The following is a 14,730-nucleotide window of genomic DNA, read 5'->3' on the forward strand; positions in this document are numbered from 1 at the left end:
GCCTGTCTGGACCGATTGGTCAACAGAGCATTCAGACTACAATTTAATGGCAAGAATATGCGGAACCCGTCTCTTTAACTGGCGTTCCGCTAAAGCGGAACGGCGCACCGATGAAGCGGAACAGCCGTTCCGTTTTTCCGGATTGTGCATCGAACACGAAGTCAGACCAGCAAGCTGCCCGGAAGTCACTGGTTCTTTACTGCCAAGCAGGCACATCAACTCCTGCAGATATCTGTTCTTATCCAATCTCATAGACAAAAATTTCCTGCTGGAATTGTAGCATTCATTCCTTCAAAGTCAAAAATGACAAATTTCATCTTACAAATCAACCATGAAAAAGCATAACATTATCAGCTATTTCCAATGATCAGATGCATCAAAACAAAGATTCAATTCTGAAGCAAAAGTAATATCACCTGCACAGCTTAGCTTTTTCTCACTGCCTGAGCTGGATAAGTGATCCTGCCAGAGAAGTATGCTGGATCCACTCTGGCGGCTCATATACTTGTTAACAGATATTAGAGAGAAAGAGAATGAAAGAAACTGTTAAAGAATGTCTATTAACACTTTTTCCTCCATTACTGCGCTGTGCGCAGTAATGGAGGAAAAATGCAATTTCGCAATCAAAATCAATTCATCATTTTTTCTATGGCATGATCTCCTTTCTTCTTGTGTACCACTGTCCTTTTTATACATCTGACATAGCAAACATGTATACTTTTGATCAAGGAGGCGGACATAATGGCAAAACTACAGGCAGGCATGAAGATTCCGGATTTCCACTTCGATACAGCTGAAAAGCAGAATATTGACTTTGGAACGAACTTCAGAAAGCACCTAAGACAGCACTTGTCTTTCTGCGTTACTACGGCTGCACATTCTGCCAGATGGATATGCATGACTAAGAAATACACTATGAAGAAATCACGGCTAGCAAAGGCCAGTTCTTCATTATACTGCAGTCCAATCCAGATCGCATCAGGCAGCAGCTTGCCCAGCACCCACTCCCCTATCAGATCATCTGTGATCCCGAAGCAAAACTGTACAAACAATTTGAGATCACTGCCAGTGCAGATATGAAAGACATTGTAGGTCCACACACCATGCTCAAAGCAGCCAGAGCAAAGAAAGAAGGCTACACGCATGGCCAGTATGAAGGGATTGAAACCCAGCTGCCAGCCACCTTCATCATTGCGCAGGATGACACCATTCTAAGTGCATACTATGCCAAGCACGTGGACGAGTCAGCCACTGCAGAATACCTGAAAAACGCACTTCAATAGCATTTCTTCGTTTACATTTCCATTTGCAAGCACTCTGCGGCAGATTTTTCCTGTCACAGAGGATTTTTTCAGCTTTTCCAATGATATTTTCAAAGATTTTCCAACAAGTCTAATTTTTGCCGCATTTGCGGAAGTGCTTTGGCATTGTACGCAAAGGTGAAGCCGCCTAACATGAAATCAGAGAGAGGGTACGATGACAACACTGAATCAGAGACAGACAGATCTGCTCCGGCATTTGATGCGGCAGGATCATGATGTGACTGTAAGCTCACTGGCATCATTGTTTTCAGTCAGTTCCAGAACAATCCGGAATGATCTTAATGATATCCGGTATTACCTGAAAGACTTTGATGCCGAGCTCAGAAGTGAGCCACACAAAGGAATCCGGCTGATCTGTGTGGAAGCAGAAAAAGCAGATATTCTTCAGCACGCCATAGCAAGCCGGTCTCCTTCACCAGAAGAGCGCATCGCCCGCATGAGCCTGGAACTGCTTTGCAATGATGTCCGCACCTATGAATCTCTTGCCAACGCCTGCCAGATCAGCAGACAGACCGTCATCTCCTGCTTTCCTAACGTCGAAAAACAATTCGAAAACAACCATCTTTCCATAAGCAAAGAAAAAGGAAACGGCATCTTTGTCAGTGGCAAAGAGATTGATTTCCGTGAACTGTTTGTGGAAACGATCGCCAGCATGCAGGATGATGCAGAAACTATCCAGGCAATGCAATGGGCAAAGGAAGGCGGACAGAAGACCGCCTGGCAGCTTCTGCGCTATGCCAGAGACACACTGCATGTCACCTGCTATGATCCTGAAAAAACTGCGCTGATTGTGCAGTATGGATTGTACCGCAGCGCACATAATCACAATCTTGACCCAGCCGACCTGCCAAGGATCATTTCCCCCGAAGAACTGCAGGCCTGCTCCAAGAAACTGCAGGACCAGTTTCCAGCAAAGCTGCCGGAAACAGAACGACTCTGGACAGTCTCCATTCTTTTACAGAACATTGCCGGCAATGACGGCAAGCCTGGCATCTCCCAGGACGCTTCCAGACTGGCCAGATATCTCATGAACCGTCTGCAGGTATTACACCCGTTAAACGGTGATGAGAAACAGACCTTCGTCAATGGACTTGGCCGCCACCTTGAAACAGCTTTATTCCGTCTGAGAAATCACATTCCTGTCCAGAATGTCATGACCGAGCAGATCCAGATCAGTATTCCGCTGATTTACGAATATACCAAGCTGCAGCTTGTCAACTGTGAAAAGAAGTACGGTGTCACTTTTGATGACAATGAAACAGCCTATATTGCCATGTACATTGCCAGTGCCTATGAATCTTCCAGCAAGATGGATATCAGTGCAAAGGTACTGATTGTCTGCTCATTTGGCACTACTACAAGTGCCATCCTGGCTGCCCGCATGCGGCAGACCATGCCGGAATGCCAGATTATCGGTCCAACTTCCCGTCAGGAAGCAGAAGTCTATCTCAAGGACAATCCCGTTGATCTGGTTGTCTGCACCGATGGTGCCCACCAGATAGCCGGATATCCTGTTGTTCAGGTCAATCCATTACTCAGCCATGACAACATTGAACTATTACGTTCCCAGCTTGATCAGATCACCTACGAAAAGATGTGTGGCAATTTCCTGACCAGCTACAAAACAATTCACAACAATGAAACCAACCGGAAATCATTCATCCATGATTTCATGAGCAGCGATGAGATCCAGGTCCTGGACAGAGTTGACTCCTGGCAGAATGCCATCGAAATTGCTGCAACACCATTATTAAGAGAAGGAAAGCTGGAACAGCACTACATAGACCGCATGATTGAAGCTGTCAACAGACTTGGTACCTATATGGTCATTGTCCCGGGAACAGCCTTCGTGCATGCCGGCACAAGCGATGGCATTCACTCTGACTGCAGTTCACTGCTCGTATTAAAGAAGCCCATCATCTTCGGTGATCACGATGCCAAATGCGTCTCCAACATCGTTGTGACCGGCGTATTGAACCGCGAAAAAACAGCCCTGCTGGATCTTGTCTACATCTTTGCCAAAGAAGCCAACCAGCGTCTTCTGCAGGAAGACGATATTACCAAAGAAATCATTCTGAATCTGAACAACGGAAAGGAAATCTGAAATGGATTTGATCAAGAAGGAAAATCTGAAGGTACATGAAAAGGCAGACACATGGGAACAGGCAATCCAGTGTGCCGGCCAGCTGCTCGTCACAAATGGAGACATTGAGCCAGCATATATCGATCATATGATCAACAGCGTCAAAACACTGGGACCATACATCGTACTGACACCGCGCTTTGCCTTAGCACATTCTGCCCCCTGCAAAGAGGTCAAACATACATCTGTTTCCTTAATCACACTGCAGAAACCAGTCGACTTCGGCTCTGACAAGGGACCGGTAGATGTCGTCATGGCACTTGCGTGTACAGATACCACATCCCATATGGAATGGATCCAGAAAATAGCCCAGCTGCTGATGAGAAAAGATATTCTCGCACAGATCGAGAAATGCACAGATACAGAACAACTCTATCAACTGATCAATGGCACCAGTACGAAAGGAGATGATTAAATATGGTACCTAAAATTCAGTGTGTTTGCGGATTTGGATGCGGATCGTCACTTATGCTGCGAATGGCGATCGATGACATCCTGAAAAAGAACAATCTGGAAGCAGATACGTTCACAGGAGATGTCGCAACCTGTCTGACAAACGATTGTGATGTCATCTTCATTTCCAAGGAACTCTCAGACCAGATCATTGACCGTGCAACAATGCCAGTTGTCACGATTGATGACTTCCTGAACCCAAAGGAAATTGAAGAAAAAACACTTGCCTTCATGAAACAGTATTCAGAAAAACACTAAAGGAAAACAAGAAAGGGGATTATTATGGTAGTTCTGAACTTTATCATTAACGAGATTTTCGGACAAGGCGCAATTTTCCTCGCCCTTGTCGCTATGATCGGCCTGATTCTCCAGAAGAAATCAGCATCTGAAGTCATCCGCGGAACCATTATGACCGCCATTGGCTTCTTCGTCCTCAACGCCGGCACCGGCTTAATCACCGGCAGTTCCATTGACGGCATCTCCGCAGCCTTCAACGCATTGCTGCCAAAGGCCGCAACAGACACAGCAACCGTTGATATCGGCGGCACCTACGGCACCCAGATCGGCATCGTCATGCTGCTGGCATTTGCCTTCAACCTCCTGTTTGCAAGATTTACCAAGTGGAAGTCCATCTTCCTCACAGGTCACATGCTCTACTGGTTCCCATATGTATTCATCGCCGCAGGCGTTGATGCAGGCCTGACCGGAGGCAAACTCATTGGCTTAGCAGCAGTCTTTACAGGTCTCTACATGGTCATTGCACCAAACCTCATGCACCCGCTGGTCAAGAAAGTCACCGGCAAAGATGAATTCACCATCGGCCATCCAACCACAACACTGTCTGTCCTGTCAGCAGGCATTGCCAAACTCACTGGCGATCCAAAAGACAGCTGCGAAGACATCAAGGTTCCTAAATCACTTGGCTTCCTGCGTGAAGTATCCATCACCGGTTCCATCACCATCGCAGTCGTATACATCGTTCTCTACTTCATCCTGCTGGCCAACGGCTTAACACCAGGCGAAGTATGGGGCTATGCTGAAGGCAGCACAGGCTTCTTCACATACTGCTTCACTCATGCCATCTACTTCGGCGTAGGCATGACCATCATGCTGCAGGGCGTCCGTATGCTCATCGGTGAAATCGTACCTGCCTTCAAAGGTATCGCCGAAAAGGTTGTCCCGGGTGCTATTCCTGCCCTGGACTGCCCGGTCATCTTCAACTATGGACCTAACTCCCTGATCATCGGCTTCATCACAGCCATGATCACTTCTACAATTACAATCCTGTTGACAGCTGGCAGATTCCCGACCGTTGTCATTCCGTTGGTTGTCACATGCTTCTTCGAGAATGGCTGTGCAGCCATCATCGCCAATGCCTACGGCGGCCGCAGAGGCACTATTATCGCCTGCGCTGTCAACGGTATTGTCATGGTCCTGCTCGTAGGCTTTGGCGCATACTTCTTCAACAAGACCATCCAGCCATGGATGCTCGTCTATGGCGGCCAGGACTTCTCCCTCTGGGGCATCATCGAAGGCACCATCGCAAGGATCATCCACTAATGGAATTTGCTTACTTTGACAAAATCAACACACTGATCCAGACAGTCGAAACAGAAGAAAAAGAACACATGGAACAGTGTGTCAAGCTCCTCAGTGATGCCGTGATGGCAAAGCACGCCATCTATGCATTCGGTGCCAGCCATGCCGGCATACTTTCACAAGAGCTCTACTACAGAGCAGGCGGCCTGATGACCATCACCCCCATCTTTGCAAGAGAAGTCCTGTTAGACAGATCACCGATCACATTCACCAGCAGGATGGAAAGATTAATCGGATATGGCACAGAAGTCGCAAAAACAGTCAGCTTTGAAAAAGGCGACGTCCTGATCACACACTCCGTATCAGGACGCAATCCCGTTACCATCGAGATTGCCAAATACGCAAAAGAAAAAGGAGTATCTGTGATTGGCATCACCAATCTCAAATACTCCCAATCCGTCACCTCACGCCACCCCTCTGGCAGGAAACTCTATGACTTCTGCGACATCATCCTTGACAACCATGGAGACGTCGGAGATGCCTGCGTCCCCATCCAGGGAACAGACCAGAAGAGCGGACCAACCTCAACCGTAGTAGGCGCCATCATGCTCGATGCCATCGTTGCCGAAACAGCAAACGAACTGGTAAGAAGAGGCCTCAAATACCCACCCGTCTTCTACAGCGCCAACATTGACGGAGGAGACCAGCTCAACAAGAAGCTCTACGAAGAATACAAAGACCAGATCAAGTATTCTTACTAGAGAAAGAAGCAAAAAACACAGAAAGTCCATGTTAAACAGCATGGATTTTTGTGTTATTTTCTGAATTGTTATTGCTTTTTTGACACATTTATATCCCTCTCGATGGCTTTGATGCTTTGTGGAAGCCTTCATTCATTGCTTTAGCTTCTTCTTGACCACGTTGAACAATTGTATTTATCAGTTTTTTGCTATCCACAATCTTGTTGGTGTCTATAGTGATCTTGATAGCTGTTCCAGAGATATTTGTCTTTCCTGATTTAGGTCCTTTAATATCTTCCCTCAGGTAGTCTTCACCTGAAGCTATCAGAAAAGAACCATCCATTTCTTTGCATATCTCCCTGACCATATAAAGGCCAAATCCAGAATTAGCCCAATTAGAACTACTATTTCTTCTTTTTTTGTTCGGATTGTAAGCTGCGGATATTCCAGGAATGGTAGCCCAGTCTAGTGCATCAGAATTATCGTAAATTCTGTCATGATAGTATGGATTAGCAGATAGACTTTTAAATATTCCTTTTCCTTCATCAATAATGGCGATTTCAGCTTGATGCTTTGCTGGCCACGCTTGTCCACAGATAATAGCCTTGGTACAATCGGAATGCTCAGGAATATTTCTCAATATTTCACGGATTAGATATGTAAACAGATAATTGAGATCCTTATCTTTATCTACCAGAACAGTAGCAAGTTTCTCAGCCTCTTGCTCTATTTTGTCTTCTACTTCATCATCGAAGTAATATGGAAGGCCGTCAGCATGAAACTTTTCAAAATCCAGAATTGTCAATGGTATGCAGTTACTATTACCATGGGCTTCGCCTGGCGCCTTTCCAAGAGCCAGTTTAGGTGATACCATTTGAAAGAAGCCCATATTAGATGCGTATTTTAACCCACTGTTCATTGTTGTGGACATGGTAAATTCCACATCGGGGCATCTTCTCCTAAACTGTTTCAATACGCAGGCAGTATATGCCATTCCGAAAGGTCTAGCCCAGTCTGAGTCTATGCTGATTACAACTTGTTCGTCAGGATACACTTTATTCAAATCTCTTCCTAGCTTTAATGCCGGTATAGTTTCCAAATCATGAACAGAAATTACCATTTTACAATCATCCTTTACGCATTAAATAACATATGTCCTATTATTATCCGTACTTATCAAGAATTGCGTCGGTAGCTCCTTTAGTAATACTTTCTGCAAGCTTTGACACCAAAGCATATTTGTCCTTTTCAACGAGCCCAGCCCAATCTGATCCAAAATAGCCTAAAGTAATTTGATAGCAACGATAGTCAAGCGTGTTCCGTTTGGCTCCGATCAATGGAGTAATAATTCCAGCAGTATGTAACTGTGCAACTATTGTACGAATACGTTGATCGTTTGAATTAAACAGTTCTGGTGCTAAGAGTTTATTTTCAATAATTGCTCGTATAACATACAGCCATTCCTTATATGTTGCACCTTTGAACCTACCATCTGGAATAATAACAGGAGATAAATCTATTGGAATATTGTATCTGGCAGGGAATCCACTTTTGGTAAGACGATAATATTTACAAACTTTGTAAACATAATCCACTGTTTCATCCCATCTCTCAGCAGCTTCTTTGGCAGTAATAAATTGTTTGTTATCTTCCTTATCCATAAGTTATGATCCTCACTGTTAATTTTAAGAGTATAAAACAATTTCACATCATGATAATCAGCACCAATAATAATTGTGAAAAACATCTTCTGATATGTTCAATGCTTGTAAGCGTTTATACTGTTGGCTCCTTACTGCAGAGCTCTTCTTTATCTTGATCAGAGAGCTTTGTAAAAGGAAACCATTGTAAATATGATCCATTTGAAAGAGAGAGACATGCCACATATATCTCTCCCTGTATTATAAGATATATCGAACATACTCTTATCTCCAATGGAAGAAGGTGGCATTGATCAAATATCCAGGCATTCGCATAAACTACTCAGAAAGAGCATTTCCCCAAGTAATGTCTTCCCTCTTCCATCCATTAAAAAGGAATTTATCAAACCGGCAAAAATCAGTCATTCCATATCTATATTGTCGATCATAGCTTCCAATTATAGTTCTAGTTCCCGCTTGTGCTGTCCTCAGCTCATATGCTGCATCAGTGTTTGCAAATCCGAGCTGCTTAAAAGTTTGGTAATTAAATGAATTACCGATCATAATATGGTTACATATATCTGAATACTCTTGACCAAACTTATATTCTGCAAAAAGAGCCACATTCACAGCGGCGCCAGCAAATACCTGATCTGTTACTTGGTGTGAATAATAAGCAACACCGTCTAATCCTAACTGTTTGCAGGCAAGCATTATACTTTGTGAAACTATATATTCCGATTTGAATGTACGCCCCTGCTCTTTTATTCGATATGATGTTGCAATCATAAGCATAAGCAGTTTAAGCCATGTATGTACTCTATTTGCTTCGCCATCATTTAGATGCAAGAAATCCCTGTTCATCACCGCCAAATTAAGGATTCTCTGCTTTTCATCAACAAGCACAGGAGATACATTAAATTCAACTTCAGCAGGTCTACCTAGTTCGATCCAGCATGCATACGATGAATTTCCTAAGTATAAGCTGGGTACTCCAGGTATGCTAAATCTGTAGTTTCCTGTACGTCCCCGTAACGAATACGGGAGATGTAGCATATCCTTAGCCTTAAATCCACGCGGATTTCCAAGCCTTGCCCTAAAAAACTGAACTTCTGGCCCAGCACCGGGAAACGCAAAGCTTTTATTTACTTCACTCACTGCAAAAGGATTGTCAATACAGTCCTTCACAAGATTTTTTATTTTCTGGTGAGAGGAAATAATATTGCCTTTATAGTAATATCGTACTGCCGTTTGGATGCGATCTCTAAACTTCTCAATAATTCTTATGCTCTCAGCATCTGCATTGGCTTTCTTCGCATCACTTAATAAAGTCAAATACTTATCCCGGAGGTCAGGATAGTATTCAGAATCCTTCTCGATTTCAAATGGAGCATTAAGTTTTTGGTCAATGGCTTTTGTAATCCATAGTAGATTTTTTGTGACCATAATTGTCCATACGCTCCTTGTGGTAGAATATTATCTGACACCCCCAATTATACCAAAGTAGTAATACTGCTTCTATCGTTTGTTGATATTCTCGGTACTCCGTCACTAATTCCCTACTCGTAAGCGCACGATAATCCGTACCTATGATAAAAACCATTCCCAGGTACACTTAACGGTGTCAATGAGAATGGTTTTACATACCAAGCTTTTGATGGACTTCTTCTGACCAAGGCAGAAGTCTGTCAGGCATTGTTGTGCTGCCTTCATTGATGATCTTTGGAAGTTCTTCCAGCAGGTAGGTGAAGTATGGATACAGTTTTAATCCGTTTGCTTTGGCCGTTTCGACAATGGAATAGATGCCTGCACTGGCTTCTGCTCCTCTTGGTGTATCGATTATCACCCAGTTCTTACGACCAACTGTGAACGGGCGGATAGCGATCTCAGCCGCATTGTTATCCAGTGGCACACTCGCATCGTCCAGGAATACACGAAGATATTTTTCCTGATTCAGAGCATATTGAAGGCTCTTTCCAATTTCTGATGAATTCTCTGTGCTTTCAACTGTTGATTTGTCTTTCACCCACGCGAAAAACTCATCTACCAGAGGTTTGATCTTTTCCTGTCTCTTCCGCAGATGTTCTTCTAGCGGAAGATCCTGGATCAAATGTTCTTCATGGTAAATTCTTTGAATTTTCCGTACCGCCTCTGTGGCAATTGGATTTTGGAACTTCTTACCATTTGCTTTTATGATCGCAGCGAACTTTCGTTTCAAACGGATCCAGCATCCAGCCACTTTGAACTTTGCTGGATCTTCTTTCGCCAGCTTGTGGTAGGCACCATACCCGTCTGTCACCAGAGTACCGCTGAAATCCTTCAGATAATTCTTTGGATTTTCATGTCCTCTGGTTGGGCAGTACTGATAGAGAATTGCCTTTGGCCCAGGAAGCTTTGCATTGGTCCGGTATACCCACATGTAGGATTTGGACCCTGCTGCCCGGCCATCTCTGATCACTTCGAATGGTGTTTCATCTGCGTGAAGAAGGCTCTGCTTCATCATTGCCTGTTTCAGGGCTTCACACACATATCTCAGATACTGATCGTAAGCACGGATTACCCAGTTTGCCATTACTGCTCTGCTGATATAAATGTCATTCTGCTTATAGGCAGCTTCCAGTCTGTTCAGAGGAATAGCATTCACATATTTTGCCGTCAGAACAGAGGCTACCAGGGATGGAGTGGCGATACTCTTTGGAAACATTTCTACCGGTTTTGGTGCCCTGGCAATTGTCTGGTTATCATCTTTTGCATAGACAGCGATATGATAAGTGACCGCTTCAAAAGATGCCGGTATATGTTCCAGCTTATAGATCAGCTCATCAGGCAGTCTTTTCCACTTCCCTTTGCCGTATTGTTTATCGAGCTCTTCTTCTGACAGCTCCAGGTATTCATCTCTGTGATTGGTGATCTTCTTCCAATCTTCCTGCTTTTTACCTTTTGCTTTTTTCTTCTTTGGCGCAGCTTCTTCCAGTTTGGGATCAGCTGCCTTTTCATCCGAGAGATCTTCTGCCTCATTCAAACCAAGATCAAGCTGCAGCTGCTGAACAAATTGTGCAGGCTCTGTCTTTGTTCCAAATGATCTCTGATTCATCAGACGGATCTGCCCGGTAAGTTCATCGATGTGATGTGCCAGGCTTTCAATGGTTTCCTGCTGGTTCAAAATCAGCTTTGTCAGAACCGGGACCGGCATGGTTTCAAGCCCTTCCTGACTCATTCTTGATGTGCCCATGCCATAGGTATGCACGAATAAAAAGCGCGTTTCAATCAGTCAGAATTGTGGGAAACATTCGTATTGTCTCTGTGCAGTTTCAGCGCGCTGATGCATATTTTTCTTATTGTATGAGGCCGTTTCCACCTGGCGCTAACAGCGGTGAGAAGATGAATACAAATCTGTATATACAGAAGAGAAACATAAACCGCTTCTATTCCGGCATATTTGGATACGAATAACGAATAGAAGATTCAATGGCGAATCCTGCCATCAGATTGTGATACTGATCAGGTGTAACGGCTTTCAACTTGCTGCTGGACCTTGGCCACTGGAACTTTCTGTTTGCCAGACGCTAATACAACAGCAGAAATCAATTGCCATCCCAGAGCAGACCTTTCATGTGGTCTGACTTTCTTCCGCAGAACAGGAAGAGAATGCCTTCATAATCCGGATAAGTATAGCAACCGAGATATCTTTACTCAGACTGACAATCATTTCATCCTTCTCAATCCTGACAACAGACGATTCAATCCTGGAAGGAGATGAACATTTCAGCTCAGCCAGATCCAGTGCCAGCTAGTCAGCTTCAGAAAGAATGAGATCTGTTACAACCTGAATTCTAAGTTTCTGCTGCCATTTGTAAAAGGATTTTGCATTGATATTATGCTGGGCAAGCCATTCTTTCTTCTTTCTTTCGCTTTCATTGCATTCCTTTAGCACCAATGCCCAATGCATGTCACTCATTACATGAGTAATACGCTCCATAAAGATGTCACTCTCCTTTTTCGAGTCAAGAAAATTCCTTGGTTTTACAGACTTATTCTGACAGAGTGACTCCTTTTAACAGGTACGGATTATTGAGTGATTACAACCAGGCTTCTAGATGCGTTGGGAAAACAGTAGAAGTTGAAATTATTGATCAATCAGCCGGTCTTGTTGCAGTCAGCAATTGGAAAACAAGTTTTTCTCTTTATTACGATCCATAAACTGATAAATATTCATGACCTGTATTTGGTAATCAGAGTCAGGATTATAACTACAAACAACACTTTGTAATCTTTGCGTTTTGTCTATATTGCTGTAGTCCCTGAAACTTTCATAGATTTTTTTGATCGCCAGTTTAATACTTTTGCTGCTAGAGATAATAGTATCTGATTTATACTGCATAATACCGAGTGACATCTCTTTGTGTTTTAAAAAGAGTTTACAAAAATATTCAAGAATTCTTATTGTGAAAGGCCTGTTGTAATCTTCATATATCATGATAGCAAATGTGAGATAGTAAAGATTTTCTTTATCAGAGTTACATAATTCGTAATTTTGTAGGGCTTCTCTTACTGCATACTGATACTTTTCTTCCAGCTTTCTCTGCCGTGAATGAACTATTTTCTCAACATTGCATGCCCCACGATTTTCCAGAACTATAGTTTGCTTATTAAATAGATCGAGTATCATTTTTAGAATGTATACCAATACTCCAACCCATAAGACATTTCGAATTTCTTCAAGTGGCACATAAATGGCGACATGGAATTTTATCAAGGTCCGAATTGCAATCCAATAAATAATAAAATTAAAGGCAATTGGAGCCAGAAAGGATAAAACAAGATTTTTAACGCTTCCAAAATATACTCTTGACCCATCCATAAATATTACAACAAAGCGGAACAAGAAAAAGAATATCGGGATAAGGAGCACAGAAAAGATCAAATCTTCACTGATGTTTAACAGTTGAAAACAAGCAGCAGTACATATCATTGCAATGGCTGGCGCAAGAGATAATAGCATCAAGTTTCCTGCTTGTTTTCTACGATCAGACGAAGGATTTATGTCAAATGGATGATAATTATATCTCTTTTCCCAATCAAATTGAAACATCCCGTTTTGCCAATACAACACATTAGAAAGCCACCGAACCACTAGATAAAAGATAAATGCAATAATCAATTCAAGACAATATATTTTCATATTTCTCTATGCTAGTAGTCAAATTATATCACTATCTCAAACCAGGAGTGAATTGCAAAACGCAAAGCAGGTTTGCCTAAGTTATTGCCTGAAGTGGAAAGTTAAATTCCACTTCAGCGAAATTATAAACCAGTATCAAATAATCATAGGCAATTATTGTTTTCTCAGCACTGCCAGATCATTCAAAAGCCGACCAGGCATTGAATTATTTCGTCACTTTTACTATATTGCAGACATGATAAAGAAATATTGGAAATTAGTACTGCTGACTGCAGCAACAATTGGTTTTATTATGGTCCTGGATCTATGTACGAAGAACGGCATCTCTGAAAAATGGATGAATTTTCTGGAAAGCTTTATCGGCGGCATCATAACTCTTGCTGGTGTTGTTATGACAATTGAAGACCAGCATAAAGAAGAGCGTGAAGAACGCCGCATAGCCAATATGCCAGTTCTGTCCTTTGATGTTATGAATGCCTCAGATACAAACGGTGATAGAATATTAACCATTCTGGAAAACAAGAGGCTATCAACATCCGCGTTTATTCAAATCAATGGAAAAGGATGCTTGTCAAAGATCCCACACTTCCTGATAATCAGCACAAATAAACCAGCATATTCAATCTGATCATTGACAGCCTGGCAGTGAATGGTAAAGAAATTCCTAAAGATAAATCCTTTGCTCCTGCGGCAGAAAGGGTTGACGAAAACCATCACATCGAACTGCAGATCGACAGTGAAATATCATCAACAACTCAATCAACAGTTTCTGGCTGCTGCGATTCCGTTATGAAGACATCTTTCATAATGAATACTATCAGGACGTGCCTCTCATATATGAAGAGGTTATGAAAGACATTACAACTGAGCAGCACATTGAATTATGTGATATCAAAGCTCCCGTCTTAATGAAAGATGCCAAGCCCATTGAAGAAGCCTGTAAAGAACACCAGGACTATGACGCCTTCTGTAAGAAAGGAGAAAAGTAATCATGTCTGACATTTTCAAGATGATAAAGGATTATGGGCAAAATTATCAGAACATTCTTCAAGCAGATGGGGCATTTTATGCTTGCCACTGCCTTTATGGTAAACACCCAATCTTTCACACAGCATCAGATCAGGAAAAAGCGGTACCTGATTCTTGTGGTGAAGCAACCCCTGCCCCAGTGCCCTTCTCTATTGAAGTTGCAATAAGGACTGATGGCACAAAGACTCATACAAATGATCAAGCAGAGCAACGCTTATGGCAACAATACTGGTATGAGAACATTGAAGCCTTTCGAATCTTGACTGAAAGTCTGCCACAATCAATTGTCACAGCATATGTTGGAAGACAATCTATCGAAACAGGATTCAAGTATTTACTGAAGAAACAGCATGAGGTCTTTCAGAAAAGCCATGACCTAGGATACTTGGCAGATATCTTGTTTCAAACTTACCACTTATCTGATGTTTCCTACATGGAGTATGTTGACAGTTTCTGCCACTTATACTGCAACAATATTGAAGACAATAATTCAGAATATTTCAGATACCCTGAATACAAGAACGACAGAACATTTGCTGGAACAAATCTTGATATTGTTAGCGTCGGGTGAAAATGGCCAAAAAGTGACGAGAGAAAACGGCCAATATCCGCCGGGAGAAAACGGCCACTGATTTGCCGAAAGAAAACGGCCACTGGCCGTTCCATCAGTTCCTTCTTACAA

General features: G+C 42.7%; 16 protein-coding genes. 10 read left to right on the forward strand and 6 right to left on the reverse strand.

Annotation, left to right across the window (positions count from 1 at the left end):
* The 7 genes from MOZ60_RS10185 to MOZ60_RS10215 all read left to right on the forward strand — a co-directional run.
* Positions 1-280 (forward strand): hypothetical protein (locus MOZ60_RS10185; protein WP_370596580.1); only part of this gene is annotated, 280 nt, incomplete at its 5' end.
* A gap of 643 nt (positions 281-923) precedes the next feature.
* On the forward strand, positions 924-1,283 hold the full coding sequence (locus MOZ60_RS10190; protein ID WP_370596593.1) for an AhpC/TSA family protein: 360 nt from the start codon (positions 924-926) through the stop codon (positions 1,281-1,283).
* 193 nt (positions 1,284-1,476) lie between these two features.
* Positions 1,477-3,426, forward strand: a complete 1,950-nt coding sequence (locus tag MOZ60_RS10195; RefSeq protein ID WP_370596581.1) for a BglG family transcription antiterminator — start codon at positions 1,477-1,479, stop codon at positions 3,424-3,426.
* 1 nt (position 3,427) lies between these two features.
* A complete protein-coding gene (locus tag MOZ60_RS10200) occupies positions 3,428-3,880 on the forward strand; it encodes a PTS sugar transporter subunit IIA (protein ID WP_108775270.1) in 453 nt (150 codons plus the stop codon).
* 2 nt (positions 3,881-3,882) lie between these two features.
* Entirely contained in the window at positions 3,883-4,176 is a 294-nt protein-coding gene (locus tag MOZ60_RS10205) for a PTS sugar transporter subunit IIB (RefSeq protein ID WP_370596582.1), read from the forward strand.
* Positions 4,177-4,200: 24 nt separating this feature from the next.
* On the forward strand, positions 4,201-5,478 hold the full coding sequence (ulaA, locus tag MOZ60_RS10210) for a PTS ascorbate transporter subunit IIC (protein WP_108775272.1): 1,278 nt from the start codon (positions 4,201-4,203) through the stop codon (positions 5,476-5,478).
* Positions 5,478-6,218 carry a sugar isomerase domain-containing protein gene (locus MOZ60_RS10215; protein ID WP_370596583.1) on the forward strand — a complete coding sequence of 247 codons (741 nt, stop codon included), beginning with the start codon at positions 5,478-5,480 and terminating at the stop codon, positions 6,216-6,218. Before ulaA ends, MOZ60_RS10215 begins: the two co-directional genes overlap by 1 nt.
* Before the next feature lie 88 nt (positions 6,219-6,306).
* Here MOZ60_RS10215 and MOZ60_RS10220 read toward each other — a convergent pair whose 3' ends face one another.
* The 6 genes from MOZ60_RS10220 to MOZ60_RS10245 form a co-directional block, all read right to left on the reverse strand.
* Entirely contained in the window at positions 6,307-7,317 is a 1,011-nt protein-coding gene (locus MOZ60_RS10220; RefSeq protein WP_370596584.1) for an ATP-binding protein, read from the reverse strand.
* A gap of 43 nt (positions 7,318-7,360) precedes the next feature.
* The gene (locus MOZ60_RS10225; protein WP_370596585.1) at positions 7,361-7,858 is read right to left on the reverse strand and encodes a helix-turn-helix domain-containing protein; all 498 of its coding nucleotides are present in this window, start codon (positions 7,856-7,858) and stop codon (positions 7,361-7,363) included.
* 318 nt (positions 7,859-8,176) lie between these two features.
* Complete coding sequence (locus MOZ60_RS10230) at positions 8,177-9,283, reverse strand: RES domain-containing protein (RefSeq protein WP_370596586.1); 1,107 nt, start codon at positions 9,281-9,283, stop codon at positions 8,177-8,179.
* 193 nt (positions 9,284-9,476) lie between these two features.
* Positions 9,477-11,069: an IS66 family transposase gene (tnpC, locus tag MOZ60_RS10235; protein WP_370596587.1), complete on the reverse strand. Its 1,593-nt coding sequence runs from the start codon at positions 11,067-11,069 to the stop codon at positions 9,477-9,479.
* A gap of 558 nt (positions 11,070-11,627) precedes the next feature.
* On the reverse strand, positions 11,628-11,816 hold the full coding sequence (locus tag MOZ60_RS10240) for a hypothetical protein (protein WP_370596588.1): 189 nt from the start codon (positions 11,814-11,816) through the stop codon (positions 11,628-11,630).
* Positions 11,817-11,993: 177 nt separating this feature from the next.
* The gene (locus MOZ60_RS10245) at positions 11,994-13,019 is read right to left on the reverse strand and encodes a hypothetical protein (RefSeq protein ID WP_370596589.1); all 1,026 of its coding nucleotides are present in this window, start codon (positions 13,017-13,019) and stop codon (positions 11,994-11,996) included.
* 235 nt (positions 13,020-13,254) lie between these two features.
* On the opposite strand from MOZ60_RS10245, the gene MOZ60_RS10250 reads away from it, so the two are divergent.
* The 3 genes from MOZ60_RS10250 to MOZ60_RS10260 all read left to right on the forward strand — a co-directional run bounded on the left by MOZ60_RS10250 (position 13,255) and on the right by MOZ60_RS10260 (position 14,619).
* Positions 13,255-13,647, forward strand: a complete 393-nt coding sequence (locus MOZ60_RS10250) for a hypothetical protein (RefSeq protein WP_370596590.1) — start codon at positions 13,255-13,257, stop codon at positions 13,645-13,647.
* 220 nt (positions 13,648-13,867) lie between these two features.
* Positions 13,868-14,008, forward strand: coding sequence for a hypothetical protein (locus tag MOZ60_RS10255; protein ID WP_370596591.1), 141 nt, complete (start codon positions 13,868-13,870; stop codon positions 14,006-14,008).
* Positions 14,009-14,010: 2 nt separating this feature from the next.
* The gene (locus MOZ60_RS10260) at positions 14,011-14,619 is read left to right on the forward strand and encodes a hypothetical protein (RefSeq protein WP_370596592.1); all 609 of its coding nucleotides are present in this window, start codon (positions 14,011-14,013) and stop codon (positions 14,617-14,619) included.
* Positions 14,620-14,730: the final 111 nt, after the last annotated feature.

The sequence above is a fragment of the Grylomicrobium aquisgranense genome, from assembly GCF_033971865.1.
GTDB classification, from domain to species: domain Bacteria; phylum Bacillota_I; class Bacilli_A; order Erysipelotrichales; family Erysipelotrichaceae; genus Bulleidia; species Bulleidia massiliensis.

What these genes read in the sequence shown, in the direction of transcription:
- MOZ60_RS10195 (WP_370596581.1), top strand. Translation starts at nt 1,477, where the DNA reads ATGACAACACTGAATCAGAGACAGACAGATCTGCTCCGGCATTTGATG.
- MOZ60_RS10200 (WP_108775270.1), top strand. Translation starts at nt 3,428, where the DNA reads ATGGATTTGATCAAGAAGGAAAATCTGAAGGTACATGAAAAGGCAGAC.
- MOZ60_RS10205 (WP_370596582.1), top strand. Translation starts at nt 3,883, where the DNA reads ATGGTACCTAAAATTCAGTGTGTTTGCGGATTTGGATGCGGATCGTCA.
- ulaA (WP_108775272.1), top strand. Translation starts at nt 4,201, where the DNA reads ATGGTAGTTCTGAACTTTATCATTAACGAGATTTTCGGACAAGGCGCA.
- MOZ60_RS10215 (WP_370596583.1), top strand. Translation starts at nt 5,478, where the DNA reads ATGGAATTTGCTTACTTTGACAAAATCAACACACTGATCCAGACAGTC.
- MOZ60_RS10220 (WP_370596584.1), bottom strand. Translation starts at nt 7,317, where the DNA reads ATGGTAATTTCTGTTCATGATTTGGAAACTATACCGGCATTAAAGCTA.
- MOZ60_RS10225 (WP_370596585.1), bottom strand. Translation starts at nt 7,858, where the DNA reads ATGGATAAGGAAGATAACAAACAATTTATTACTGCCAAAGAAGCTGCT.
- MOZ60_RS10230 (WP_370596586.1), bottom strand. Translation starts at nt 9,283, where the DNA reads ATGGTCACAAAAAATCTACTATGGATTACAAAAGCCATTGACCAAAAA.
- tnpC (WP_370596587.1), bottom strand. Translation starts at nt 11,069, where the DNA reads ATGGGCACATCAAGAATGAGTCAGGAAGGGCTTGAAACCATGCCGGTC.
- MOZ60_RS10240 (WP_370596588.1), bottom strand. Translation starts at nt 11,816, where the DNA reads ATGGAGCGTATTACTCATGTAATGAGTGACATGCATTGGGCATTGGTG.
- MOZ60_RS10245 (WP_370596589.1), bottom strand. Translation starts at nt 13,019, where the DNA reads ATGAAAATATATTGTCTTGAATTGATTATTGCATTTATCTTTTATCTA.
- MOZ60_RS10250 (WP_370596590.1), top strand. Translation starts at nt 13,255, where the DNA reads ATGATAAAGAAATATTGGAAATTAGTACTGCTGACTGCAGCAACAATT.
- MOZ60_RS10255 (WP_370596591.1), top strand. Translation starts at nt 13,868, where the DNA reads ATGAAAGACATTACAACTGAGCAGCACATTGAATTATGTGATATCAAA.
- MOZ60_RS10260 (WP_370596592.1), top strand. Translation starts at nt 14,011, where the DNA reads ATGTCTGACATTTTCAAGATGATAAAGGATTATGGGCAAAATTATCAG.